This window comes from Stenotrophomonas sp. STEN013 (assembly GCF_056760355.1).
The window spans coordinates 404,796-429,777 of the sequence record NZ_JBRREO010000002.1 but is presented as its reverse complement, the minus strand read 5'-3'; the positions used below and the strand labels follow the sequence as shown (position 1 = coordinate 429,777).

Genomic DNA, 24,982 nt, shown 5'->3' with positions numbered 1-24,982 from the left:
GGGAAGAACACACCAGCCTGCTGGCTAACGCAGTGAACCTCGTCCCGTTATTGCTGCGGGCCCCTTCTATGGAAGCCCCAGCCAACGCTGCGCTGCTTTGCCAGCGTCTTTCAGTGTTCCCTGGTATGCCAGACACCAGAGCGCCGCCATTCCAATCAACAGCACAAACAGCCACACGGTCAACCCAGCTGTATCGCCCAAGCCCACCCTTTCGGATCTAAAAGCCAGAAAGAGCGCGGTACTGGCCAACACAAAGTACGAGAGCATCAACAGCCAGCTTAGGACGCGCCTGAAAGCCGGACTGGCAAATCGGCGGCGGCGCCAGCGCAGCTCGCCAGTGTCATCGTCCATCTCCAGCAGATCCCACACATGGGCAACTTCCGCCAACGCGCGGCCAGGCTGCGGACTACGCATCAATTGGCGGATCAATGCGGCCGGTAGATAAGCGCCAAACAAGTGTCGTACCGCCACCGACAGCCACAGGTCGTTTTCGCCTTGGTACTTCTGGAACAGCTCTAGGAAATCTCGCCGATCCGAACTGCGTGAACGATGGAACCCGAATATTCCTTTGACTAGGGCGGTGCCAGCGAAGATGACCACTACCGGAATCAAATATTTTCCACCGTCCATCTCCATCAACTTCTCGATCATGGCCTTCCTCCCCCAAACAGCTCCCTAAAAACACATATCCGCAGCCGCATCCAGGCTCCGGCGCGCCCCATGCCCTCATCTTAGACAGGTGATCAGCGGACCGGCAGCCGCAACGCGGGAGCAAAGTGTCCCGCAGCGCAGCGACCAGCTCCTTACCAATTGCGATAGGCCAAAAAACCTCCCCAATAGGCTCAGAGCTGCTCCGTTAACGCTTTTTGCTACTCCCGATAAGCTCCGAACTACTCCGTTAAGGCTTTTTGCTACTCCGGAAAGACTTTTAGCTGAACGATTAAGGCTTTTTACTATTCCGGATAAGCTCCGAGCTATTCCATTAAGGCTTTTTGCTATTCCGGAGAGGCTTTTAGCTGAACGATTAAGGCTTTTTACTATTCCAGATAAGCGCCGAACTACTCCGTTATGGCTTTTTGCTATTCCGGATAGGCGCTGAGCTATTCGACTGGTCTTCGGGGCTGCTCCCGCCGCGCCCCGGCCCGACACGCTGGCCGCAAGCCGCGCCGGCATAGCGCACGGGCATAGCGAACTCCCGATACGAAACAGGCCGCCCAAGGGCGGCCTGTGAAAACGCAGGTAGAACAACTACGGCTTAAGCAGACTCAGGCTCCGGCTCGGCACGGCGGCGGCTTTTCTTCCAGCGGAACCCCAACTCGTTGCGCAGCGCGTCCAAGCCCTTGTCCCGGCCAGACACCTTGAGCTGGTTGTAGCCCTCCAAGGCCACGGTCATCACATCGCTGCCCAATGCCATTTCGGTATCCGAGGCGCGACCGCCGAGTCGATTGAGACTATCCATGATCGGTCGCAGCTGATCGACCGCCAACAGATCGGCTTTGGCACCGGGCAGCTCGGCCGCCAGGCTGGGCGGAATGATGTCCGGGTTCTGTTCCAACGCCTCCAATGCCCGGCGAGCAAACACTTCTGAGCCCGGTCCCATCTTCAACAGACGCTGACGTTGCAGTGGCTGCATGGCGGTCAGCTGGCTCAGCTCCGTTTCCAAGCTGAGCAACGCTGCGTTGATCCGATCTATCTGTTCTTGCGACAACACCAAAGACGCCTTGCTCTGTGCCATGTCGAACTTCCCTTTCATAGAAAGCCACCTGCTTGGCGGCAGGCCTATTGCGGGCAACCCAGTGGCCGCTGACTATCGGGCTTTACCTCGACCGGCTGTCGTAGATCACCAACGCAATTGTCGGGAATATCTGACAGTGCGGTAGGGTTTCCCCACGTCCACCCGGCGGCGACGTACAGGGCGATGGCGACTTGATGCGCCCCCCTCCCGTCATAGGTCGTAGTTGGGCGAGAGGCGCACATCCCAGCGCCCGGCGGCGGCTTGCATCTTGCCCAGCAGGGCATCCAAGGCGCCGCTGGGCATCACGGCCTGCTCTTGCTCGCTGGCCGGGCGCAGCTGCAATACCTCGTGGTAAGCGTGATCCAAATCCGAAGGCCCCTCGCCCACGGCCGCCCAATGCGCTGCACACAACGAGGGAATGCCCACTTGTTCGGCAACAAACTGCCTGCCCCACTCCAAGCAGCTAATCACCATCGCCTCGGCACCGGCCTGATAGCCACGCAACACCAAGGCGCCATGCGTCTTGAAGTTGCCAGCATCGCGGTACAAATACTCCAGCACGCTCAGTTCCACAGACTCCTGTCTACTCATCACTGCCTCCTTGCCGTTGAAGCGATCTTAAAAGATTGCAGTCGCAGCGGCTGCGATTTTCGCCCCACGCCCCCATGACGTGGCACAGACCATCGCTTCGCACCGGTGCATTTCGTATCCTGGCTATCAGCAACAGGGGGAAATGCAATGGGAAATGCCGTCTTTACCGCGTCAGAAAGTTCCGCATACGACGATCAGATAGAAACCCACTACCACTTCCCGCAGACCTATCTGCAGCAAGCCGAGAAGGCCGTCGGCCACTGCGAGTCGCGCCACACCTTGACGCCTACAAGTGGGAGGAGCCATGGCGTTCTGGTGGGTTAATCACAAGCAGACGCGCGAACACGAGGTAACAGGCGGCTACATCTGGTCGCCTTATCGAAAAACGAACGGCGCGTTCAATCAAACCTACGAAAACATGGCACACACCCAAGTAGGAGACATTGTCTTCTCCTACGCCAATGGCCAGATCGGTGCCGTAGGGCGCGTTACGGTAGCCGCCAGCGCTTCTCCAAAGCCAGCAGAGTTCGGGTCGGTCGGCGACTACTGGGCGAGCGAGGGTTGGCTGGTCGAAGTCGATTTCATTCCAGCTACCAGATCGATTCGACCACGAGATCACATTGAAGCCATTGGGCCAATGTTGCCCCCGCGACACTCTCCGATCCAAAAGAATGGAGACGGCAATCAAGGCTGCTACCTCGCAAGCATTTCAGACGCTCTCGGCCATCTACTACTGGCCCTTACTGAGTCAGCCCCGGCAGAAACCTCGGTCACCAAGTTTGTGCGCGAGTCCGAGCCCGATGCTGACGTGCTCGCAGACCTTCATCGCATCGAGGATGACAAAACCATTCCGGTTACCCAGCGAATGCAGCTGGCCAAGGCTCGCGTCGGTCAAGGCTTGTTCCGAAAACGCGTGATTCTGCTCGACCCAGTCTGCCGGGTGACGGGCGTGACCGACAAGCGCGTGCTGGTTGCGAGCCATATCAAAGCCTGGAGGGACTCATCCAACGCTGAACGCATTAGTGGCTACAACGGCATCCTGCTATCGCCTCACATCGATGCATTGTTCGACGACCACCTAATCACATTCGATGATAGCGGGAAGATGCATACCCACCTTTCTCTGCCGGGAGACGTGCTTGAACGATGGTTTATCGACCCATCCAAGGCGGTCGAGAAGTTCCGTCCGGAACAAGCAAAGTTCCTAGCGCATCACAGATCGGTGTTTGCACGAAAGATCGCCTGACAAGGAACCCTAGGCTGGGTTAGCTCCATCAACCCAGCGCTTTAGCGCCGTAGGCTGGGTTAGCTCCATCAACCCAGCGCTTTTTATTTGTTCGTGATACCCAGCAAATTACCCGCAGCTGGCGCCGTACACTTCGACCTGATCTCTTACCTCTGGCAAGGATGCTGGTATGCGTACCTATGTGCGGGCGCGGGTGACGGGCGGAACCTACTTCTTTACCGTCAATCTGGCCGAGCGCTACGGCAACACGCTGCTGATTGACCACATCGAGGCCCTCAAGGCTGCCTTCCGGCAAACCCGGCAAGATCATCCCTTCACTTTGCTCGGCTTCGTCGTCCTGCCCGAGCATCTGCATTGCCTCTGGCAACTGCCAGCCGGCGATGAGGATTTCCCGATGCGCTGGCGCCTGATCAAATCCCGGTTTTCCCGGAGCATGCCTATCAGGGAACGTCGTTCCAACAGCCGGATGCACAAGAACGAGCGCGGTATCTGGCAGCGTCGCTATTGGGAGCATCTGGTGCGTGACGAAGCGGATCTCCGGCGCTGCTTGGACTACATCCATTACAACCCGGTCAAGCACGGCCATGCCGCGTGCGCCGCAGATTGGCCGTATTCCAGCTTTCGGCATTGGGTGGATCGAGGGGTCTATCCGTGGGATTGGGCGATGCCGTCGGACATTCGGCCCGATCAATATGAATGAGGTGCTGGGTTGGTGAGGCCAACCCAGCCTACGGGCCTGCGAGCAATTTTCATGGCTGATGGTCAGGGCTAATCAGCTGGCTAGATGCATCACACTTCACCACACTGATGCAGTGTGATGCATAGTCATGTACAGTGCGAACGTCGAACGGAAGGGGTTTCAACGTGGCCAGAAAGCCAGAAAACGAGGCTAAGCAGGGTTCCACCCGAACAACAGCAAGCCTTCCGCAAGAAACATATGAGCGCCTTCAAGAGATAGCGCGGAAGAAGAAGGTCTCTATTTCGTGGGTAATTAGAGAAGCTGCAGAGCACTACGTCACCGCCCACGAAATGCCATCTCGTAAGGATCGCTAGTGAATTTTATGTCTGACCAGTCACCGCAGAAATTGCGCGGCGGCTACTACACGCCGTTTGACCTTGCCCACTTTCTTTGCCAATGGGTGATGGAAGCTTCTCCTACAAAGATCCTCGAGCCTAGCTGCGGCGACGGCGTATTCTTAAAGGCACTTCATAGTCTTGGCATTGGCGAAGGCACCTCGGTCACTGGCATTGAATTAAACGAAGTCGAATCTGAAAAATCACAGGCCTTTACTCGCGACCAAGCAGTAAGAGCAGATATTCACACCGAGGACTTTCTGAGTTGGGCGCTCCGCCGGGGCCTAAACGAACACGGAGATTTCGATGCGGTGGTTGGCAACCCACCGTTCATCCGCTACCAGTACCTTCCAGCGCCGTTCCAAGAGAACGCGGAGAAGATCTTCAAAGAGCTGGGGCTTCGGTTTACCAAGCACACGAACGCTTGGGTCCCGTTCCTCTTAGCAGGAATCCGACTGCTTCGCCCTGGCGGACGGCTCGCAATGGTGATCCCGTCCGAAGTGATCCATGTACTGCATGCGCAAGGATTGCGGAGCTACCTTGGCACAGAGTGCTCACGCATAGTGATTGTTGATCCAGAAGCCCTATGGTTTGAAGGGACGCTTCAAGGTGCGGTCTTGTTGATGGCACAGAAGCGTCTGGGCGACGATCCGGTAGAAGGACTCGGCATTCTGTCAGTCACCGACCGTGAGTTCTTGTCGAAGAGCCCGTCACAGATCTTCCATAAGCCGCTAGCAATGAACGGCGAGACAGTGGAGGGTAAGTGGACGCGCGCTCTTCTTAGCCAGGAGGTGCGCACCATACTAAAGGAACTTGAACTTCATCCTGACGTCCACCGCTTTCGCGACATTGCAAAAGTGGATGTGGGCATAGTCACAGGTGCAAACAAGTTCTTTCTCGTCGACGATGAAACCGTTAAGCGAAACGGCCTAAAGCGGTGGGCACAGCCCATGTTTGGGCGAAGCGAACATTGTCGCGGTATCATTTACGACGAGCATCAGCATGCGGCGAACGCTCGTTTAGGAAATCCGACGAACTTCCTACATTTCCCCGACGCAGAACCTCTTCGTCATCAAAAACCGCGCGCCTACATCGAGTCAGGTGTTGCCCAGAATTTGCACACCCGATACAAGTGTAGAATCCGTTCCCCTTGGTTTTCGGTCCCCTCGGTTTACGCTACCGAGGTCGGCATGCTTAAGAGATCCCACGACACACCTCGCTTGATTTTGAACGAACTTGGTGCCTACACCACCGACACGGCGTATCGAATTCGCCCTATAGGCGCGCTCGCGCCTCGTCAACTTGTCGGGTCATTCCTAAATGGGCTGACCGCGCTCACTGCCGAACTTGAAGGTCGCTACTACGGCGGTGGCGTTTTGGAGCTCGTGCCATCAGAGATTGAACGCCTATTGATCCCAACCTCGCCAGTAATCGACTTCAATCTCATAGATCTAGACCAACTGGTTCGCGAAAAGGGCACCGAGGCTGCGCTTCGCGCGAATGGCCCAGCCGTCTTCGCGAAACTAGGCCTTTCTTTGGCGCACCACGAGGCCTTGATTGAGAGCTGGAGCCTACTTCGCAATAGACGACAAAGAATTCCAAGCGATGCGACCGACGTCATTCGTGATGATCAGCCAATCTGTAACACGAATGACTCCTCATCAGAAAACGATTCGTAGAGACGGAGCTCTAAACCTGTCAGTTTTGATGCCTTAATCGTCGGTGCAAACTGCCGACCCCATCGCAGAATCGTTGTGTAATTTCCCTGACCGGCTTCTCCAGACGGTTTGTGGCTAATCTCAAAATTCTGAATACCCTGGTCTACACCACGAATTATTACTCGAATGGGAACGAAGGTGTGCTCCTTCTCGGCATGACCGGACTCTGCCTCCCAATGGAACTCTTGGAAAAGTGCTCTAAAGTAAGTTGTCTGGTCGATCCGTTGACCTGGTGGATTTTCGAAACGCGCCTGAGTCAGGCGCACACCGCCAACGGAGTTGCTACCTTCTTTAGTATCTAGCGCATCAGAAGCGGGAAGTATTTTTTTCCAAACAAGATCGCCTAGCGCATCTATGCGTCTCTGACCAACGCGGGGTTCGTTTGAAAGCGGTGCTGATGCCGGCTCATCCACACGTACTGCATACGGAAGCAGAGGTGGCATTGCAGGAGTGATGGCCTGAAAAGGATTTGGCGGCAAATTCGGACTCAAACCCGGAGCGCGATCGCGCAGCAGCCTGCGCCGCTCAGCGCGCTGCGCAGCCTCACTAGGCACGATACCGCGCTCGTATAAAGTTCTCACAAGCTCAGCACTTAACAATAGAGCCGTGGCGCCGTTCGGCTCTACTAATTGCGCGAATGAAGCGGATACCTCCCCATACAACGCTCGCTCGGAAGGAAGCTCATATGTTTGATGTATCGCAGCCTCATGATTGGTGAAGAAGCCGCCCTCGGTCATATTGTTGGAACCGACGATAATCGAAGCACTTCGTTCCGACTCAAACCAGAATATTTTTGGATGAAACGTTGCGCGAGGGCTGGCGTTGTGAAAAACAATAACCTCACATGCCCAACTCAAAAGCTCATCCAAAACTTCCTTACTAGTCCCACCCAGGTCTACGCCGACAACAACTCGCAGCTGGCATCCATTTTCGCGCTGAGCCAGCAGTGCGTCGCGAAGCCTAAGTATCGTGCGCAAAGAAACGAAGGCGGAAACTAAGGTGATCTTCACACAGCTCGGATTACGCAACAGATAATCCTGAATTACTCTACCCAACTGTAATGCCGGCTGCACAATTGCGCTTACGTGCATCCCTTTCCCCCTCTAAAATTCTGCTAACCCATTTTTACATATTCCGCCGGTATTCCCCACCGACGTCATACAGCGCGTGACTGATCTGGCCGAGGCTATGGGTTTTAACCGCTTCGATCAACGCTTCGAAGACATTCTTACGGTCGCGGGCGGTTTTCTGCAGGTAGGCCAGGCCGTGGCCGTCGTGGATTTCAGCGGCTGAGTCGCCCTGCCCCACTTCGTGGGCGTGCGAGGTTTCGCCCTTGGGGGCCAGCGCGTTGCGGTTGCGCTGCCAGGTGTGGACGTTGGCGATCTGCTGGCCCTTTTCGGCTTCGGTGGAGCGGATCAGTTCGATCTCGGTGGCCACTTCGCCGGCGTGTTCCTTGGGCAGGAACATGTTGACGCCGACCAGCGGCAGGCTGCCGTCGTGCTTTTTGTGTTCGTAGTAGAGCGACTCTTCCTGGATCTTGCCGCGCTGGTACATGGTGTCCATGGCGCCGAGCACGCCGCCGCGCTCGCTGATGGCTTCGAACTCCTTGTAGACGGCTTCCTCGACGATATCGGTGAGCTGATCGACGATGAAGCTGCCCTGCCACGGGTTCTCGCAGAAGTTCAGCCCCAGCTCCTTGTTGATGATCATCTGGATGGCCACCGCGCGGCGCACGCTCTCTTCAGTCGGCGTGGTGATGGCCTCGTCGTAGGCGTTGGTGTGCAGGCTGTTGCAGTTGTCGAACAGGGCGTACAGCGCCTGCAAGGTGGTGCGGATGTCGTTGAACTGGATTTCCTGCGCGTGCAGGGAACGGCCCGAGGTCTGGATGTGGTACTTCATCATCTGGCTGCGTTCGTTGGCGCCGTAGCGCTCACGCATGGCGCGTGCCCAGATGCGGCGGGCGACGCGGCCGATGACGGTGTATTCCGGGTCCATGCCGTTGGAGAAGAAGAACGACAGGTTGGGCGCGAAGTCGTCGATGTGCATGCCACGCGCCAAGTAGTACTCGACGATGGTGAAGCCGTTGGACAGGGTGAAAGCCAGCTGGCTGATCGGGTTCGCGCCGGCTTCGGCGATGTGATAACCGGAGATGGACACCGAGTAGAAGTTGCGCACCTTGTTATCGACAAAGTACTGCTGGATGTCGCCCATCATGCGCAGCGCGAACTCGGTGGAGAAGATGCAGGTGTTCTGCGCCTGGTCTTCCTTGAGGATGTCGGCCTGCACGGTGCCGCGCACGGTGGACAGGGTGTGCGCCTTGATGCGGGCGTAGGTGTCGGCATCGACCAGCTGGTCGCCGGTGACACCGAGCAGTGCCAGACCGAGGCCATTGTTGGTGGGCGGCAGTTCGCCGTGGTACTGCGGGCGGGTGCGGCCTTCGAAGATTTTCGCGATCTTCGTCTCGGCTTCGGCCCAGCGCGCGGGGTCTTCCTTCAGGTATTTCTCGACCTGCTGGTCGATGGCGGTGTTCATGAACATCGCCAGGATCATCGGCGCCGGGCCGTTGATGGTCATCGACACCGAGGTGGTGGGCGCGCACAGGTCGAAGCCGGAGTACAGCTTCTTCATGTCATCCAGCGTGGGGACGTTGACGCCGGAGTTGCCGATCTTGCCGTAGATATCCGGGCGCGGCGCCGGGTCTTCGCCATACAGGGTGACGCTGTCGAAGGCGGTGGACAGGCGCGCGGCCGGCTGGCCGACGCTCAGGTAATGGAAGCGGCGGTTGGTGCGCTCGGGCGTACCTTCACCGGCAAACATGCGGATGGGGTCTTCGCCGGCTCGGCGGTACGGGTAGACGCCGCCGGTATACGGATAGGAGCCGGGCAGGCTTTCCTTCTGCAGGAACACCAGCAGCTCGCCCCAGCCGCGGTAGGTGGGCGCGGCGATCTTGGGGATGCGCTGGTGGGACAGCGATTCGCGGTAGTTCTCCACGCGGATGGCCTTGCCGCGCACCTGGTATTCGGTGACGTCATCGGTGATGGATTTCAGCCGCGCCGGCCACTCGCGCAGCAGCCGCAGCGCTTCGGAGTCCAGTGACTGCACCGCATCGTTGTAGCGCTGGCGAAGAGTTAGCAGCGAGCGGTCGACGCTTACTGTAGGAGCGGCGTGAGCCGCGACCTGATCGTGCGGGGTGCTGCCGGTCGCGACTGATGTCGCTCCTACAAGGGCGTCGGCGGCGTACAGATCCAGCGCGGCCGGCAGTGCGGTATCGCCCAGTTCCTTCAGCGCCTGCCAGCAGCTCTGCGCGCGCTCGGCGATTTCGGCCTGCGAGTCGATGCGGGCATTGATGCTGCGGCCCTGCTCGGCAATCTCGGCCAGGTAGCGCACGCGGCTGCCGGGAATCAGCACGGTGGCGCGCGGTTCCTTGAGCGTGGTGTCGATGCGGGGAATAAAACCGGGGTGGGGGGGGGGGGTTTTGTGTTACGGGGGGGGGGGCGCCGGGGTGGGTTTGGTGGACGGCCGCCCCCCGGGGGCCCGGCACCCCGCCCGGGCGCGGGCGGTCCTTCGCGGGGGGTGCCGGGCCGCTTAAAAACCCCGGGCCCCGTGCGGGTTTTTCCACAACCGGCACCCGCACCCCGGTTTTTCTTCTCGTTCAACAGCCGGCACAGGTTGGCGAACATCCAGCTGATGCCCGGATCGTTGAACTGGCTGGCGATGGTCGGATAGACCGGCACGTCCTCGTCTTTCATGGTGAAGGCGACGCGGTTGCGCTTCCACTGCTTGCGCACATCACGCAACGCATCCTCGGCGCCGCGCTTGTCGTACTTGTTGAGCACCACCAGCTCGGCGTAGTCGAGCATGTCGATCTTTTCCAGCTGGCTGGGCGCGCCGAAATCGCTGGTCATCACGTACATCGGGAAGTCGACCAGATCGACGATTTCCGAATCGCTCTGGCCGATGCCGGCGGTTTCGACGATGACCAGATCGAAATGCAGCGACTTCAGAAAACCGATGCAGTCGCGCAGCACGGTGTTGATGGCCGCGTGCTGGCGGCGGGTGGCCATCGAGCGCATGTACACGCGCGGTGAGCGCAGCGAGTTCATGCGGATGCGATCGCCCAGCAGCGCGCCACCGGTGCGGCGGCGGGTGGGATCGACCGAGATCACCGCGATGCGCATGGCCGGGAAGTTGGCCAGGAAGCGGTTGAGCAGTTCATCGGTGACCGAGGACTTGCCGGCGCCGCCGGTGCCGGTGATGCCGATGACCGGCGTCTTGCCGGAGGCGAGCTGCCACTGCTTGCGCAGGTGCGCCAGCTCGGCCTCGCTGTAGTTGCCGTCTTCCAGCTGCGAGAGCACGCGGCCGATGCCGATCTCGTCGCCCTGGGCCGGGGCCTCATCCACCGCCTCGCGGGCGTGGGCATCGCGTGCGGTGCCGGCACGGGCGACCACATCCTCGATCATCTCCACCAGCCCCATCTTCATGCCGTCGTTGGGGTGGTAGATGCGCTCCACGCCATAGGCCTGCAGCTCGCGGATCTCCTCCGGGGTGATGGTGCCGCCACCGCCGCCGAACACCTTGATATGGCCGGCGCCGCGCTCGCGCAGCATGTCCACCATGTACTTGAAGTACTCCACGTGCCCGCCCTGGTAGGACGACAGCGCGATGGCGTCGGCATCTTCCTGCAGTGCGGCCCGTACCACGTCCTCGACACTGCGGTTGTGGCCCAGGTGGATGACCTCCGCGCCCTGCGCCTGGATAAGCCGGCGCATGATGTTGATGGCCGCATCGTGGCCATCGAACAGGCTGGCGGCGGTGACAAAGCGCAGGGGGGTGCGGCCCGGATCGAGCATGGGGGGCTGGGCCTGCGGAACGTGGGGGGCGGGAGTACTCATGGGCCGTACGACATCCTGTTTCTGTTGAAACCGATGATAGAACCGGGGGCGTGAGAGGTCAGGTTGCAGCGCAGCGTGACCTTTGCGGTTTTTGCAGGCGCCGGCCGCGCTTGCGCCTGCCCCCGGGGTTCCCCCGATTTGCGGCCCTGGGAGTGCGTGATAACTATCTGCCCCGAAGAACATCTGCCTTCGGGGGAGCAGGCATCGCATGTCACGTTCTACGGCAACACTGCAACTGGCTTCACTGGACGACTACCACCAGCAACTGGTGCGCATGCTGTTGCAGATTCTGGAGCCCCGCCTGCACCACCGTTGGCAAACCCTGGCCGGCGGCGACGCCGACGCCTATCTGGTCGATACCGGGTGCAGCGCCGGCCAGCAGCAGCTGGGGCAGCTGCTGGCCGGGCAACGCGGTGGTTGCGTGATCACCCTGGGTGAGGACACCGCCACGGGCGTGTTCTGGCAGCTGCCCAAGCCGCTGCGACTGAATGGGTTGCTGACCGCGCTCAATGCGTTCTCCAGCCAGGCCCCGGTGACGCCCGCCATCGTGGCGCCCGCCGTCGCGGCCGGCAGCTGCCGGTACCGGCTGATCGAATGGCCGGCGCTGGAGCGCGGCATGGACCATCCCGATGAACTGCGCCTGCTGTCGGTGCTGTCACGCCGTGCGCTGTCGTGCGCGGAGATCGCGAACATGCTGGACCTGTCGGCCAGCCGCGTGACTGCGATCGTGCAGCGGCTGGACGCGGACGGGCTGCTGTCGCGCGAGGCGGCCACACCGGTGATCGCACCGGTTCCTGCGGCACCGCCGCCGCGTGACCGCAGTCTGATCTCGCTGCTGCGCCGCCGCTTCGGTCTGTAAGCCATGCACCCTCACAAATTCCTGTTCGTCGGCGCGCCCGGCGCCGGCAAGACCACGGCCATCGCCGCGGTCAGCGACATCGCCCCGCTGTGCACCGATGTGCCCTCCTCCGAGGAGGATCGGCAGACCACGGTGGCGCTGGATTTCGGCGAGACCTGGCTGGGCGAGGACCTGCGCCTGGGCCTGTACGGCGTGCCGGGGCAGCAGCGGTTCGAGTTCCTGTGGCCGGTGCTGGCGCTGGGCACGCTGGGCGTGCTGTTGCTGCTGAACGCGCGCGATGCGCCCGACAGCGAGCGGGTGCAGTGGTTGCTGCAGCGCTGCGGCGAACATCTTTCCCACGCCGAACTGGTGGTGGGCATCACCCATGGCGATCTGCCCGGTGCCCATCCGCCCGCACGTTTCATCCCCCCGCTGGCCGCCTGCGGGATCGACGCCCCGGTGCTGGCCGTGGATACCCGGGTGCCCACGCAGGTGCAGTCGCTGCTGCGCGTGCTGGTGGCCCGCATCGAATCCCAGGCCCTGCTGTCATGACACTGCTTCCTCCTGCCTCCTCCCGCCCTGCGTTCTCCGCTCCCGCCCTGCCCACCGCCGCCTGCCAGCAGCTGCTGCAGGACTTCCTCGATGGTCCGTGCGATGTGCGCGCGGCCCTGGTGGCCACGGCCGATGGCCGCCTGATCGCCGTGGCCAGCCGCATCGAGTTCGAGCCCTCGCGCATTGCCGCCATCGGCGGTTCGATGCTGGCGCTGTCTGAAGCCTGCGCCCGCGAACTGGGCCATGGCACCTGCCGCAACAGCCTGATCGACTGCGAGCTGGGGATGACCGTGATCCTGCGCGTGGGCGCACCGCAGGGCGGCTGGGCGCTGACCACCATCGGCACGCGCGGCAGCAGCCTGGGTCTGCTGTTCAACCATTCCAAACAGCTGGCCGAACAGCTGGCGGTCGTCGCCGCGCAATCGCACTCCCCCACCCCACGCGTTTCCCTCCCTCTTGCCTAAGGAAGTCACCCGATGAGCCTCTCCCAGACCTGCCAGACCATCCTCGAAAAAGTGGACGACGGTTTGGCCTGTGCCCTGATCGACCTGGAGTCCGGCCTGCTGCTGGGTATCCACAACCGCGCCACCCACCTCACCGAGGCCTATCTGGACGCGGTGGCCGCCGCCTCGGTGGAGATGTTCCGCGGCCGCAACGTGCGGGTGGTGGAAGACATGATTTCCCAGCATCGCGGCGACGAATCGATGCGGATGATCCAGGAGATCCAGATGTCCACCGAACGCACCTATCACTTCATGAGCGTGCTGCCGGAAAAGAAGCACATGCTGGCGATGCTGATCACCGGGCGCCGTACCAATCTGGGCATGGGCTGGGCCACGCTGCGCGCCGGCCTGCCGGAGCTGTCGCGTTACTGCCCCTGAGGTGACAGGCCGCCCCGGCCAGCGCGGCCGGGGCGGCCTCCCGGACGGCCCGTAGACATCGCTTCGGAGGGAATGCTTTAGAATGGCGCCCGCGACCAAGTCACTCACCCCGACGACGTCGCATTTTTGTTTTATGGACCGCCATTTGGCTGCACGATCACGGACGTTGCCGCAGTAGCGCAATCGGAGCTTCCATGCTTTTCGAAACCCTCGAGACCTCTGGCCACGAACAGGTCGTGTTCTGCCACAACCGCGACGCCGGCCTGAAGGCCATCATCGCGATCCACAACACCACGCTCGGCCCGGCACTGGGTGGCGTGCGCATGCGCCCCTATGCCAGCTCCGACGATGCGCTGCGTGATGTGCTGCGGCTCAGCCGCACGATGACCTACAAGAACGCGCTGGCCGGCTTGAATGTGGGCGGCGGCAAGGCGGTGATCATCGGCGACCCCAAGGTCGACAAGAGCGAGGTGCTGTTGCGCGCGTTCGGCCGCCAGGTCGAGGCGCTGGGCGGGCGTTACATCACCGCCGAAGACGTGGGCACCGACGTCAACGACATGGAGAACATCTACCTGGAAACCGGTTTCGTGACCGGTGTGCACCAGGCCCATGGCGGTTCCGGCGATCCGGCGCCGTTCACCGCCTACGGCGCGCTGCAGGCGCTGATGGCCTCCCTCAACCGCAAGTTCGGCCATGAGGAAGTGGGCAAGGTCAGCATCGCGGTGCAGGGCCTGGGCCATATCGGCATGGAGCTGGTGAAGCTGCTGCGCGAGCGCGGCGCCAAGCTCTACGTGACCGACCTGGACCCGGTGCTGGTGCAGCGCGCGGTGACCGAATACGGCTGCGAGGCGGTCAAGCCCGATGCGATCTACGACGTGGCCGCCGACGTGTTCGCGCCGTGCGCGATGGAAGGTGGCATCGGCCTGGAGACGCTGGACCGGCTCAAGGCCAAGGTGATCTGCGGCACCGCCAATAACCAGCTGGCCAGCCATGCGGTGGGCGATGAACTGTTCAAGCGTGGCGTGCTGTGGGCGCCGGACTACGCGGTCAATGCCGGCGGCGTGATGAATGTGGCGCTGGAAATCGACGGTTACAACCGCGAGCGGGCGATGCGGCAGATCCGCACCATCTATCACAACCTGGGCAAGATCTTCGACCAGTCCGAGCGCGAGGGCATCTCGCCACAGCGCGCGGCCGACCGGATCGCCGAAGCCCGGATCGAGGCCATCGGCAAGCTGAAGATGCCGATGGGCCGTGCCACGCCACGCATGAACCGCCTGCGCGGCGAGTAGAGCGTGGGCTGATACGGAAAAAGGCGGGCGAGCGATCGCCCGCCTTTTTTGTTGCCCGCTACAGCAACCTCAGAACGCCTGCTGCAGGCGCAGCGACAGCTGCCGGTTGTCGCCGCGCGGGCCGAAGCGCTGGTCATAGCCCCACGACAGCCGGGCGTTGCGCGTCAGCCAGGTGTCCACCGACACCCCGAACAGGCCGCCCGAGCGCGCCGGCTGCAGGCCGTCCAGCGGCGCCCAGGCATCGACCCCGGTAAAGCCGGTGCGCAGGCTCAGGCCCTCGCTCGACACCGCCTGCTGCCATTCGACGTAGCCATTGAGTGCCAAGCCACGCCACTGGTGCTGGCCGCGCAGCCCGGCCAGGGCCTGCGTGCGCTGGCTGCTCCAGTCATTGGCGCGCAGGCCGAACCCGTAGCCACCCTGCTCGTGGAAGGCATCGCTGTCGATGCGGGTGTATTCGGCCCCCAGATAGGGGGTCAGCGTGGCCGCGCCGTGGCCGAAGCGGTAGCCGGCCTCGACGCCGCCGGACAGGAAGCGGCCGCCATAGCGGGCCTGCACGCCGGCGCGTTCGCCACCGAGCAGCAGGCCGCGGTCCAGTTCGCGCTGGTACTGGCCGAAGCCGGCCTGGCCCAGCACATAGGCGCTGTCGTGGTGCCAACCGGCATAGAGCTGGCTCTGGGTCTGGCGGTCACGGCTGCGGTCCTGCGCGATGCCGGCGGTGGTGTTGGCGCGGGTTTCACCGAAGGCGAAGCCCAGCACCGCGTTGCTGCCCAGTGACGCCTCGCGCCCCAGCATCCAGCCACCGACGCTGTAGTCGCTGCCCAGATAGCCGCCCTGCCCGCCGCTGCCGAGCGAACGCATCCACGCCCCGCCGGTTGCCGCAGCGCCGGCCTGCTCGTCGAACTGCGCCGACAGCGCGCGACGGTTCATGTCGATGCTGTCGAAGGTCATCGCCGTGGCGGTGGCATGGGCTTCGCCGGAGAGGCTGCGCAGCGTGGCTGCGGCGGCCTGCTCGCTGGGACTGCGCTGGATCGCGCCGGCGCCACGGATGACCCCGTCGGCGATCGGCCCGGTCCCGCGGCCCTGCTGGGCATCGATCTGCTGGAAGGCCGATTCCACGCGCACGGCCGCGCCCAGCGCCTGCGGGGTGATGCTGCGCATCGACAAGGCTGCGGCCGTGACATCCAGCCGGCTGATATCCAGCCATGCCTGGTTCGCGCTGTAGCCCGGCACGGCGGTCAGCAGCACGCCCGGTGCGGAGGTCAGTGCATCGAAGGTGCCGCTCAGTCCGCCATCGGCGGTCAACACGTACTCGCGCGCCTGATGCACATAACCACTACGCACCCCGAGCACGTGCAGGCCGCCACCCTGCAGCGTGGCCTGGCCCTTGACCAGCAGCTGGCCATAGCCGACGGTCAGGTCCAGCCGGCCGCCGGCCTGCTGGGTGTAATCGCCTTCGATGCGGATACCGCCCTGCGCCGCACCGGCGCTGTCGATTTCCACGATGCCGGCGTTGCTCAGGTTCTTCCCCAGCCATGCGGTGCCGGCCAGGCGACCGCCGTTCTCGACGATGACGTCGGAGGCGCGCAGATCGCCGGCCACCGCCAGCGTGCCCTGCTGAATGCGGGTGGTGCCGGTGTAATCCAGAGGCAGACCCGCGTGCCCCAGCACCAGGGTGCCGCTGCCGCGTTTGACCAGGCCACCGCTGCCGGTGATGGGGTTGCTCCAGGTCGAGCTGCCGGCCAGGTTGACGGTGACATCGCCCCAGTCGAACTTGCCCGGGCCATTGACCGCCTTGCCCACGTTCAACAGGCCATAGCCGAACACCGCGTCCGGCCCGGCCTCGCCCAGGTCGGTGGCGGTGCCCAGCAGGGTCTGCCGCACCAGATCGTTGTTGAAATACGGGAAGGCCTGCCACACCAGCGCCGCCGCTCCGGACACCAGCGGCGCCGCATACGAGGTGCCGCTGCCGTAGAAGTACTGCAGATTGCCGGCGGTGCTTTGGTGGCCGATGAACAGCGCGGTGCCCGGCGCCACCAGACAGTAGCTCTTCGCCACGCCGCAGGCGTTGGAGTAGTAAGCCAGCTTGTCCGGATTGGCCGTATCCACCGCCGCCACCGCCAGCCAGCCGCGCTCCAGGTCGGCCGCCGGCAGCGTGCCATTGGTGCCGGCCTTGCTCGGCAGCGCTGCCATGTCGGAGGGATTGGGCCGCGATTCGTTGCCGGTGGCGAACACCACCAGACCGTCGTTGCTGGTGATGAAGGGCCGGTACTCGGCGGCGATCGGCGCGGTGGCGGAAGTGCGGGTCCAGTACAGCCCGCCCCAGGAGTTGTTCATGATGCGCGCGCCGGCGCGGATCAGGTCGTCGTGGATCGGCGCCAGCCCCAGTGCGCCGGTGACCTCGTTGCCCTGGCCGGAGCCGTCATCGACCGGCGCCTTGTCGGCGATGATCCGCGCCGACACGATCTGCGCGCCCGGTGCGATACCCCCGGGCCACTGTCCGGCCGCCGCACCGGCGGCCAGCTGCGCCACCGTGGTGCCATGCCCGACCACGTCGTCGATATTGGCGTTGTTCTTGGCCGGGTCCAGATAGAAATAGTTGGCGACCACACGCCCGGCCAGCGTCGGGTGGTTGCGCATCACCCCCGAATCGATCACGCCGATCCGGTAGCCGGCACCGGTCAGCCCCATCGCCTGCGCGGCCTTGGCATTTGTCAGGGCCAGATGCGCATCCATCGCCGGTTGCGGCGTGGGCGGTGGCGGCGCAGGAGGTGTGGGCGGTGGCGGAGTTGTCGGTGGCGGGGTTGTCGGCGGTGGCGCGCTAGGCGGCGGCGATACCGGCGGCGTGGGCTTGGTTCCACCGCCCCCTCCGCAGGCGCCCAGCACCAACGCCAGCGCGCTGGCCAACACATTGCGTCCCCACACCTTGCTGTTCATTCCCAGCCCCACTCCCCAGTTGGTTGCTATTGCCAATTCAGGTCTTGCCGGCCGCCGGCCGCGCGATGGCGAACATCTATACTGCAACGACAATCCGCTGTCTCCCGGGATGTGCCGTTGGTCCAATGGGCGGACATCCGGAGACATTCGATAATTGCCGCAAGGTATAACCGAGATTGCCCATGTCCGACATCGTCATCGCCGCCGCCAAGCGCACCGCTATTGGCTCCTTCCTTGGCCAGTTCAACGGCGTCCCCACCCCGACCCTCGGCGCGACCGCCATCAGCGCCGCGATGGCGCAGTCCGGCATCCCCGCCGCCGATGTCTGCGAAGTGATCATGGGCTGCGTGCTGCCGGCCAACCTGGGCCAGGCACCCGCCCGCCAGGCTTCGCTGGCCGCCGGTCTGCCGACCAGCGCCGGCGCCACCACCCTCAACAAGGTGTGCGGCTCGGGCATGAAGGCGATCATGCTCGGCCATGACCTGATCAAGGCCGGCTCGGCCAGCATCGTGGTCGCCGGCGGCATGGAATCGATGTCCAACGCCCCGCACATGCTGCCGAACTCGCGCACCGGCAACCGCTACGGCAACTTCCAGGCCGTGGATCACATGGCCTGGGACGGTCTGACCAATCCCTACGACGGCCAGTCGATGGGCGTGTTCGCCGAAGCGGCGGTGGCCAAGTTCGGCTTCAGCCGCGAAGAGCAGGACGCCTACGCGATCGAATCGGTCAAGCGCGCCCAGACCGCACAGGCCAGCGGTGCGTTCAACGACGAGATCGTCGCGGTGAAGGTCGCCACCCGCAAGGGTGAAGTTGAATTCGATCAGGACGAACAGCCGGGCAAGTCGGACGTCGCCAAGATCCCGACTCTGCGTCCAGCATTCAAGAAGGACGGCAGCGTCACCGCCGCCAGTTCCTCGAGCATTTCCGACGGTGCCGCCGCCGTGGTGCTGCTGTCGGCCGACGACGCCGCCAGGCGGGGTGTGCAGCCGCTGGCCCGCATCGCCGCACATGCCACCTTCTCGCAGGAACCGGAGTGGTTCACCACCGCCCCGATCGGCGCGATCGGCAAAGTGCTGGAAAAAGCCGGCTGGGATATCGCCGAGGTGGACCTGTTCGAGATCAACGAGGCATTCGCCGTCGTGGCCATGGCGCCGATCCGCGAACTGGGCATTCCGCATGCCAAGGTCAACGTCAATGGCGGGGCCTGTGCGCTGGGCCATCCGATCGGCGCATCCGGTGCCCGACTGGTGGTTACGCTGGTAAACGCCTTGCGCACACGCGGCCTCAAGCGTGGCGTCGCATCGCTTTGCATTGGCGGTGGCGAAGCAACCGCTATCGCCATCGAATTGATCTGATTGGAAAATTTCAGACTTTCGCAAATATGAATGCGGAGTCGCTTGACAGCCCAAATGGGATTGTCATCATGTTCCCGGCGCGCAATGGCGCGTTGCCTAATTTCACGACGAGGATTCACAAATGAGCATCAACAAGCTGCTGATCGCTATGACCCTGGGCCTGGCTCTGGCTGCCTGCTCGAAGCAGGAACAGGCTGCTGACGCTGCTGCCGACGCAAACCAGGCTGCTGCTGAAGCCCAGGTCGCTGCTGACCAGGCTGCTGCTGCTGGCGACGCCACCGCTGACGCTGCCCAGGCTGCTGCTGACACCGCCGCCACCGCTGCCGACACCGCCGGTGCCGCCGCTGCCGACGCCGCTGGCGCCGCCACCGACGCTGCTGCCGACGCTGCTGCCGACACCGCCAAGGCTGCTGAAGACGTGGCTGCCCAGGCCAAGGACGCTGCTGAAGAAGCCAAGAAGTAATAACTTCTTCTTCAAAGCGAGTCTGAAAAAAGCCGCTGGTTCGCCAGCGGCTTTTTTTTGCCTGGCGTTCCGGTGCGGATGCATTGACACAATCTGAATCCGCGCTCGCCTAGGCTGACTGCGTCATCCCCGACACAGGAGAGCGCAATGAAGATTCTTGTTCCGCTGCTGGCAGGCAGTCTGGTGCTGGCACTGGCAGCCTGCAACGATCCCAACGCAGAGCAGGCCAAGCGCGAGGCCGCCGCGGCGGCGGATCACGCGGCCGATGCCGCACGCAACGCCGGCGAATCGGCTGCGCAAGCAGCAGACAACGCCGCCGACCGCGCCGCCGCCGCTACCCGCGAAGCGGCCGCCGAGTCGAAACAGGCCCTGGATAAAGCCGCCGATGCGACCGCAAGGGCGGCCGATGACGCCAGCATGGCCGCCAAGGAAGCCGCCGCAGATGCTACGGCCGCCACGGCCGAGGCCGCCAAGAAGGCGGCCGATCACGCCGAGGAAGTGGCCAAGGACGCGCGCGAGAAGGCCAACGAGGCCAAGCATTGATAGACTGGCCACGCGCCCATTCCTTCCGGAATGGCGCGTGGCCACCTTGCTGCACGCACCTTCGTTCCACCTGCCGGATACCACGGTATCCGGGCCTGGACCGGTTCGCCGCCTAGTGGATGCCCTGTCGATCCACTTATTTCCCGGTCAAGGTAGCAATGCAGCACAGTAAAGGCAGCAAAGTTGCGCTGGCATTTTCCGCACTGGTTTTCATCGGCATCGGCATTGGCGTTTTTGTCGGCGCACGGCATTTCATCGCCGATGCGGCGCTGGTGGCGCATACCCATGAAGTTATCGGCCGGATCGACGAGATCCAGGCACGCGTGCTGGATGCCGAGTCGGCCGAGCGCGGCTATCTGCTGACCGGCAGCGAAGCGTATCTGCTCGATTACCAGATCAGCGTCGAACGGGTCCCGGTGCTGCTGTCGAACCTGATCAAGGCGGTGGCCGACAATCCCCCCCAGGCCCAAAGCGCCCGCACGCTTGAAGCGTTGGTGCAACGGCGGCTGTCGCAGATCCAGCGCGTGGTGGACATCTACGACCAGCAGGGCCTGGAACCGGCGCGGGCGGCGATCACCCAGAACGCGTTCCGCACCACCAGCGCGATCCGTGAGCAGGCACTGACCATGGTGAACGTGGAGCAGGCGATGCTGGTGCAGCGCGCGGCCAGCTCCCGCCGCAGTGCCGACCTGCTGCTGGGCCTGGCCCTGGCCGGCATTCCGTTCGGCCTGATCGTGGTGGTGTCGGTCTACGCCATCCTGCTTTCGGAATTGAACCGGCGCAGCCGCGCGGAGCAGCGCGCCGCCAGCGCCAGCCTGCAATTGAGTGCCAACCTGGAACAGATGGAACGCGCCAGCACCGACCTGCAGACGCTGGGCCGCTACACGGGCCTGCTGCAGAGCTGCGCCAATCCGGAGGAGGCACTGGAAATCACCGCGCGCACGCTGGAAGCGCTGCTGCCTGACACTGCCGGTTCGGTCTACCTGCTGCGCGCCTCCAATGATCGTGCCGAGAGCATCGTCAGCTGGGGTACCCCGCAGGTGGAGACCGCCGCGTTCCTGGCGCCGGGCGACTGCTGGGCGATCCGCCGCGGCCAGCCCCATCTGGCTGACGATCTGCGCCGCGACGCCAACTGCCCGCACATCGCCCGGCCGGCGGCAAGCGAGTGCGTTGCCACGGCCTGCATTCCGATGTCGGCGCAGGGCGCCCAGATCGGCTTCCTGTTCCTGTGTGGGCCAGGCCCCGGGCCGCTGCCGCGCCTGGCCATCGCCGAATCGGCCATGGAACAGCTGTCGCTGGCATTGAGCAACCTGCGCCTGCGCGAATCGCTGCGGCTGCAGTCCATCCGCGATCCGCTGACCGGGCTGTACAACCGGCGCTATCTGGAAGAATCCCTGACCCGCGAACTGGCCCGTTGCGGACGCCGCGCGCTGCCACTATCGGTGCTGATGCTGGACGTGGACCACTTCAAGAATTTCAACGACACCCAGGGCCACAGCGGCGGTGATGCCCTGCTGGCGGCATTGGGGCAGCTGTTCTCCTCGCGCCTGCGCGGCGAGGACATCGCCTGCCGCTACGGCGGCGAGGAATTCACCCTGATCCTGCCCGAAGCCGATGGCGTGGCCGCCGAGCGGCATGCCGAAGAACTGCGACTGGCGGTGTCCCAGCTGTCGGTCCCCTTCAATGGCAAAACCCTGCCGCCGATCACCATCTCGCTGGGGGTGGCCACCTACCCGTACGACGGCGTGGCCGGCCTCACCTTGCTGCGCAAGGCCGACGCAGCGCTGTACCGGGCCAAGCGCACCGGCCGCAACCAGGTGGTGCGCTTTGATGGAAATCTGGATGGCGCGGGCTGATCAGTCTGCAGGCAAGGCCCGGGCCAGTATCCCGGCAATGGGCAGGTGCGCGGGCAAGGCCCCGTAGCACGGCATCGACACGCCGGCGCCCCAGCGGGCTTCAATGAATGCCGCCGCGACCGGGCTGCCCGCGCGCAGCAACGCGGCCGCTTGCAACAGCGTAGCCAGCATGGCCGACAGCTGCCGCGCGACGCCCTCGCCGGGCAGCGCTTCGACCAGCATCGAACGGACACGCTGCACCGCGCTGTCATAGCCGGCATGGCGCCCCTGCCCCTGCGCCAGTTCGTGCAGCAGCGCCGACCGCGTCGCCGGCTCCCGGCCCAACGCACGCAGGACATCCAGGCATTGCAGGTTGCCGCTGCCCTCCCAGATCGAGTTGAGCGGCGCCTGGCGGTACAGCCGCGGCAGCATCGACTCCTCGACATAGCCCGCGCCGCCCAGGCACTCCTGTGCCTCGTTGATGAAAGCCGGCGCGCGCTTGCAGATCCAGAACTTGCCCAGCGCCGTGGCGATGCGCGCCAACGCCGCCTCGGCGGGATCGTGCCCGGCGGCATCCACCGCCCCTGCCACCCGCAGCGCGAAGGTGGTGGCCGCCTCCGATTCCAGCGCCAGATCGGCCAGCACATTGGCCATCAACGGATGCTCGACCAGCCGTTTGCCGAAGCTGCGCCGGTGCCGGGCGTGATGCAGCGCCTGCGCGAGCGCCATGCGCATCTGCGCCGCCGAGCCGAGCATGCAATCCAGCCGTGTCAGCATCACCATCTCGATGATGGTGGCCACGCCGCGTCCCTCACCGCCCACCCGCTGTGCCCACGCGCCGCAGAACTCGACCTCGCTGGAAGCATTGGCCCAGTCGCCAAGCTTGTCCTTCAGCCGCATCAGGCGGAAATCGTTACGCCGCCCGCAGGGCAGGCGGCGTGGCATCAGGAAGCAGCTCAGGCCGCCCGGCGCCTGCGCCAGCACCAGCCAGCCATCGGACATCGGCGCGGAGAAGAACCACTTGTGGCCGACCAGCCGGTACTCGCCGTCGGTCGCCAAGGCAGTGGCACTGGTGGTGTTGCTGCGCACGTCCGAGCCGCCCTGCTTCTCGGTCATGCCCATGCCGAGGGTGATACCGGCCTTCTCACTGACCGGCACATCACGCGGATCGTAGAACGGCGCGGCCGCCTTGGCGGCCCAGTCGGCCAGCGCCGGCACCTGCCGCAGTACCGGCACCGCGGCGTGGGTCATCGTCAGCGGACAACTGGTGCCGGCTTCGGCCTGGTGATGCAGATAGCTCAACGCCGCACGCGCCACGTGCGCGCCGGGCTGCGGCCAATGCCAGGACAGCCCTGCCACGCCCTGGGTCTTGGCCACGTCCATCAGCCGGTGATAGGCCGGATGGAACTCGACATGGTCGATCCGATGTCCCTGCGCATCATGCGTACGCAACCGCGGCCGCTGGCCATTGGCATCGAACCCCAGCCGGTACAGCTCACCGCCGGCCAGCGCCCCATAGCCGTCCAGTACCCCGGCAAACGGCGCGGCGCCCTCGCGGGCCACCGCTTCGCGCAACGCCGCATCATCGCGCCAGAGATTGCGCCCGTCGAACGGGGGCGGCTGGTTCTGGACCACGTGGGTCTCAAACGGTGGCGTAGCCATGGCGATGCCCGGGTGACAGTGTCGGCCCGATTCTGCCGCAACGCCGGGGCCGCCGGGTTACGCGGCCGGTTTTCCCGCCGACAGCGCCAGCGCCTGGATGAAGTCCGGCGCCAGCGGCAGCTTGCCGAACAGGCCTTGCTGGGTTCCGCTCAATACCCGCAGCATGTGGCCGCGACCGCCCGGTAGCCGCCCCATCGGCTGGAACAGCACGTCACGGGTGCGGGCCACCCAATCGCGGTCGGACTGGAAGATCGGCGTCAGCCAGCGGCTCCAGAACTGGTACAGCCAGGCGTGCGCCTTGCGCTGGGCCTGGTAGCGGGCCAGCGCGGCATCCACGCCGTGCTCCGCACGCAGCGCATCGCGCAGCGCCACCGCATCGAGCAGGGCCATGTTCACCCCCTGCCCCAGCTGCGGACTCATCGAATGCGCCGCATCACCGGCCAGCACCAGCCGGCCGCGGTACCAGCGCTCCATTACCGCATCGCGATAGCTGGCCCGTGCCAGCTGGGACTGCATCGTGACATGCTGCAAGCGCTCGCGCGCCTCCGGCCACAGCGTGCCGATCTCTTCCAGCCACGGTTCCAGCCCGGCCTGTTCCCAGGCCGGGAACTGCTCGCGCGGCAGGCTCCAGAAGAAACTCAGCCGTGGCTCGGCATCGCCCGGACGGGTGCCCACCGGCAGCAACCCGATCATCTTGCGCGCGGCCACATAGCGCTGGCGCAGCTCATCGCCATGCGGCCAGCCGCCGCGCGGCAACAGGCACCACAGCGCGCCCCACGGATAGACGCGATCCAGCCGGGTGCCCTGCACCTGCGCGCGCAGTGCCGAGGCCGCACCGTCGGTGGCGATCACCAGATCGAATGGGCCATGCCAGCGGCCGTGGTGGTCCTGCACCCGCCGCAGCGAGTCGTCGATCGCGGTGATGCGGCTGTCGACATGCAACGCCTCGCGCCCGGCCCACGCGGCATCCAGCAGCGAGAACAACGCGCCGCGCTGCATGCCGATGCCACACAGGCGTGCATCCAGCCCGGCGTAGCGCATGTCCATCACCGCGCGTCCGCACGGCGTCTCGCCATACAGGCGGCGCACCACCGCGCCATGTTCCAGCACCTGCGGCAGCAGCTGCATCTGCCACAGCGCCTGCAATCCGCTGGGCTGCAGCAGGAAGCCTGCGCCTACCGGTCCGGGCGCGGCCGCCTGCTCGAACACCTGCACCCGGTGCCCATCGCGGGTGAGCAACACCGCCAGCGCCTGCCCGGCCGTGCCATAACCGACGATGGCGATATCCAACGCTTTACGCATTTCCGTCCTTGTCATCGCCAGCGTGGGCGACTAAAAAAAAACCCCGCCGCAGCGGGGTTTTCCAGC

At 64.0% G+C, this 24,982-nt stretch carries 20 protein-coding genes and 1 pseudogene; 13 read left to right on the top strand and 8 right to left on the bottom strand.

The features are described from left to right. Nucleotides 1-66 precede the first annotated feature (66 nt). From ACVOMH_RS06165 to ACVOMH_RS06155, 3 genes are all read right to left on the bottom strand, one after another. The gene (locus tag ACVOMH_RS06165; RefSeq protein ID WP_481551379.1) at nt 67-651 is read right to left on the bottom strand and encodes a hypothetical protein; all 585 of its coding nucleotides are present in this window, start codon (nt 649-651) and stop codon (nt 67-69) included. 604 nt (nt 652-1,255) lie between these two features. Next, a complete protein-coding gene (locus ACVOMH_RS06160) occupies nt 1,256-1,753 on the bottom strand; it encodes a hypothetical protein (RefSeq protein WP_481551378.1) in 498 nt (165 codons plus the stop codon). Between the two features lie 192 nt (nt 1,754-1,945). Further along, nucleotides 1,946-2,326 carry a hypothetical protein gene (locus tag ACVOMH_RS06155; RefSeq protein WP_481551377.1) on the bottom strand — a complete coding sequence of 127 codons (381 nt, stop codon included), beginning with the start codon at nt 2,324-2,326 and terminating at the stop codon, nt 1,946-1,948. 304 nt (nt 2,327-2,630) lie between these two features. On the opposite strand from ACVOMH_RS06155, the gene ACVOMH_RS06150 reads away from it, so the two are divergent. From ACVOMH_RS06150 to ACVOMH_RS06135, 4 genes are all read left to right on the top strand, one after another. Then, a complete protein-coding gene (locus ACVOMH_RS06150; RefSeq protein WP_481551376.1) occupies nt 2,631-3,572 on the top strand; it encodes an HNH endonuclease in 942 nt (313 codons plus the stop codon). Between the two features lie 169 nt (nt 3,573-3,741). Next, on the top strand, nt 3,742-4,272 hold the full coding sequence (locus ACVOMH_RS06145; protein WP_481551375.1) for an REP-associated tyrosine transposase: 531 nt from the start codon (nt 3,742-3,744) through the stop codon (nt 4,270-4,272). A gap of 134 nt (nt 4,273-4,406) precedes the next feature. Beyond that, entirely contained in the window at nt 4,407-4,625 is a 219-nt protein-coding gene (locus ACVOMH_RS06140; protein WP_481551374.1) for a ribbon-helix-helix domain-containing protein, read from the top strand. A gap of 8 nt (nt 4,626-4,633) precedes the next feature. Continuing rightward, entirely contained in the window at nt 4,634-6,325 is a 1,692-nt protein-coding gene (locus ACVOMH_RS06135; RefSeq protein WP_481551373.1) for an Eco57I restriction-modification methylase domain-containing protein, read from the top strand. Here the strand turns inward: ACVOMH_RS06135 and ACVOMH_RS06130 are convergent. Continuing rightward, a complete protein-coding gene (locus ACVOMH_RS06130) occupies nt 6,277-7,455 on the bottom strand; it encodes a phospholipase D-like domain-containing protein (protein ID WP_481551372.1) in 1,179 nt (392 codons plus the stop codon). The genes ACVOMH_RS06135 and ACVOMH_RS06130 overlap by 49 nt on opposite strands. A 34-nt stretch (nt 7,456-7,489) precedes the next feature. After that, nucleotides 7,490-11,256, bottom strand: a pseudogene (locus ACVOMH_RS06125) (methylmalonyl-CoA mutase family protein). A gap of 208 nt (nt 11,257-11,464) precedes the next feature. Between ACVOMH_RS06125 and ACVOMH_RS06120 the strand changes: the two are divergent. From ACVOMH_RS06120 to ACVOMH_RS06100, 5 genes are all read left to right on the top strand, one after another. Beyond that, entirely contained in the window at nt 11,465-12,115 is a 651-nt protein-coding gene (locus tag ACVOMH_RS06120; protein ID WP_481551371.1) for a winged helix-turn-helix domain-containing protein, read from the top strand. A gap of 3 nt (nt 12,116-12,118) precedes the next feature. Further along, entirely contained in the window at nt 12,119-12,646 is a 528-nt protein-coding gene (locus ACVOMH_RS06115) for a GTP-binding protein (protein ID WP_481551370.1), read from the top strand. After that, nucleotides 12,643-13,110, top strand: coding sequence for a roadblock/LC7 domain-containing protein (locus tag ACVOMH_RS06110; protein ID WP_481551369.1), 468 nt, complete (start codon nt 12,643-12,645; stop codon nt 13,108-13,110). The genes ACVOMH_RS06115 and ACVOMH_RS06110 overlap by 4 nt, the downstream gene beginning before the upstream one ends. Before the next feature lie 12 nt (nt 13,111-13,122). Beyond that, the gene (locus ACVOMH_RS06105; protein ID WP_054657520.1) at nt 13,123-13,527 is read left to right on the top strand and encodes a hypothetical protein; all 405 of its coding nucleotides are present in this window, start codon (nt 13,123-13,125) and stop codon (nt 13,525-13,527) included. Between the two features lie 194 nt (nt 13,528-13,721). Continuing rightward, nucleotides 13,722-14,819, top strand: coding sequence for a Glu/Leu/Phe/Val dehydrogenase dimerization domain-containing protein (locus ACVOMH_RS06100; RefSeq protein ID WP_481551368.1), 1,098 nt, complete (start codon nt 13,722-13,724; stop codon nt 14,817-14,819). A gap of 69 nt (nt 14,820-14,888) precedes the next feature. On the opposite strand, the gene ACVOMH_RS06095 is transcribed toward ACVOMH_RS06100, so the two are convergent. Further along, nucleotides 14,889-17,753 (bottom strand): S8 family serine peptidase, encoded by a 2,865-nt coding sequence (locus ACVOMH_RS06095; RefSeq protein ID WP_481551367.1) that lies wholly within the window; start codon nt 17,751-17,753, stop codon nt 14,889-14,891. Between the two features lie 182 nt (nt 17,754-17,935). On the opposite strand from ACVOMH_RS06095, the gene ACVOMH_RS06090 reads away from it, so the two are divergent. The 4 genes from ACVOMH_RS06090 (at nt 17,936) to ACVOMH_RS06075 (ending at nt 21,973) form a co-directional block, all read left to right on the top strand. Then, a complete protein-coding gene (locus tag ACVOMH_RS06090; protein WP_481551366.1) occupies nt 17,936-19,111 on the top strand; it encodes a thiolase family protein in 1,176 nt (391 codons plus the stop codon). A gap of 121 nt (nt 19,112-19,232) precedes the next feature. Continuing rightward, nucleotides 19,233-19,574: a hypothetical protein gene (locus tag ACVOMH_RS06085; RefSeq protein WP_481551365.1), complete on the top strand. Its 342-nt coding sequence runs from the start codon at nt 19,233-19,235 to the stop codon at nt 19,572-19,574. A 147-nt stretch (nt 19,575-19,721) separates the two neighbouring features. Beyond that, the gene (locus ACVOMH_RS06080) at nt 19,722-20,117 is read left to right on the top strand and encodes a hypothetical protein (protein WP_481523045.1); all 396 of its coding nucleotides are present in this window, start codon (nt 19,722-19,724) and stop codon (nt 20,115-20,117) included. A gap of 158 nt (nt 20,118-20,275) precedes the next feature. Continuing rightward, nucleotides 20,276-21,973, top strand: a complete 1,698-nt coding sequence (locus ACVOMH_RS06075) for a diguanylate cyclase (RefSeq protein WP_481551364.1) — start codon at nt 20,276-20,278, stop codon at nt 21,971-21,973. Here ACVOMH_RS06075 and ACVOMH_RS06070 read toward each other — a convergent pair whose 3' ends face one another. Both ACVOMH_RS06070 and ACVOMH_RS06065 read right to left on the bottom strand, forming a co-directional pair. Continuing rightward, on the bottom strand, nt 21,974-23,614 hold the full coding sequence (locus tag ACVOMH_RS06070) for an acyl-CoA dehydrogenase family protein (RefSeq protein WP_481551363.1): 1,641 nt from the start codon (nt 23,612-23,614) through the stop codon (nt 21,974-21,976). Between the two features lie 57 nt (nt 23,615-23,671). Further along, nucleotides 23,672-24,916 carry an FAD-dependent oxidoreductase gene (locus ACVOMH_RS06065; RefSeq protein WP_083468477.1) on the bottom strand — a complete coding sequence of 415 codons (1,245 nt, stop codon included), beginning with the start codon at nt 24,914-24,916 and terminating at the stop codon, nt 23,672-23,674. Between the last annotated feature and the right edge of the window lie 66 nt (nt 24,917-24,982).

Bases quoted from the DNA above. Each gene is read 5' to 3' on its own strand.
- ACVOMH_RS06165 (WP_481551379.1), bottom strand. From the start codon at position 651: ATGATCGAGAAGTTGATGGAGATGGACGGTGGAAAATATTTGATTCCG.
- ACVOMH_RS06160 (WP_481551378.1), bottom strand. From the start codon at position 1,753: ATGAAAGGGAAGTTCGACATGGCACAGAGCAAGGCGTCTTTGGTGTTG.
- ACVOMH_RS06155 (WP_481551377.1), bottom strand. From the start codon at position 2,326: ATGAGTAGACAGGAGTCTGTGGAACTGAGCGTGCTGGAGTATTTGTAC.
- ACVOMH_RS06150 (WP_481551376.1), top strand. From the start codon at position 2,631: ATGGCGTTCTGGTGGGTTAATCACAAGCAGACGCGCGAACACGAGGTA.
- ACVOMH_RS06145 (WP_481551375.1), top strand. From the start codon at position 3,742: ATGCGTACCTATGTGCGGGCGCGGGTGACGGGCGGAACCTACTTCTTT.
- ACVOMH_RS06135 (WP_481551373.1), top strand. From the start codon at position 4,634: ATGTCTGACCAGTCACCGCAGAAATTGCGCGGCGGCTACTACACGCCG.
- ACVOMH_RS06130 (WP_481551372.1), bottom strand. From the start codon at position 7,455: ATGCACGTAAGCGCAATTGTGCAGCCGGCATTACAGTTGGGTAGAGTA.
- ACVOMH_RS06120 (WP_481551371.1), top strand. From the start codon at position 11,465: ATGTCACGTTCTACGGCAACACTGCAACTGGCTTCACTGGACGACTAC.
- ACVOMH_RS06115 (WP_481551370.1), top strand. From the start codon at position 12,119: ATGCACCCTCACAAATTCCTGTTCGTCGGCGCGCCCGGCGCCGGCAAG.
- ACVOMH_RS06110 (WP_481551369.1), top strand. From the start codon at position 12,643: ATGACACTGCTTCCTCCTGCCTCCTCCCGCCCTGCGTTCTCCGCTCCC.
- ACVOMH_RS06105 (WP_054657520.1), top strand. From the start codon at position 13,123: ATGAGCCTCTCCCAGACCTGCCAGACCATCCTCGAAAAAGTGGACGAC.
- ACVOMH_RS06100 (WP_481551368.1), top strand. From the start codon at position 13,722: ATGCTTTTCGAAACCCTCGAGACCTCTGGCCACGAACAGGTCGTGTTC.
- ACVOMH_RS06095 (WP_481551367.1), bottom strand. From the start codon at position 17,753: ATGAACAGCAAGGTGTGGGGACGCAATGTGTTGGCCAGCGCGCTGGCG.
- ACVOMH_RS06090 (WP_481551366.1), top strand. From the start codon at position 17,936: ATGTCCGACATCGTCATCGCCGCCGCCAAGCGCACCGCTATTGGCTCC.
- ACVOMH_RS06085 (WP_481551365.1), top strand. From the start codon at position 19,233: ATGAGCATCAACAAGCTGCTGATCGCTATGACCCTGGGCCTGGCTCTG.
- ACVOMH_RS06080 (WP_481523045.1), top strand. From the start codon at position 19,722: ATGAAGATTCTTGTTCCGCTGCTGGCAGGCAGTCTGGTGCTGGCACTG.
- ACVOMH_RS06075 (WP_481551364.1), top strand. From the start codon at position 20,276: ATGCAGCACAGTAAAGGCAGCAAAGTTGCGCTGGCATTTTCCGCACTG.
- ACVOMH_RS06070 (WP_481551363.1), bottom strand. From the start codon at position 23,614: ATGGCTACGCCACCGTTTGAGACCCACGTGGTCCAGAACCAGCCGCCC.
- ACVOMH_RS06065 (WP_083468477.1), bottom strand. From the start codon at position 24,916: ATGCGTAAAGCGTTGGATATCGCCATCGTCGGTTATGGCACGGCCGGG.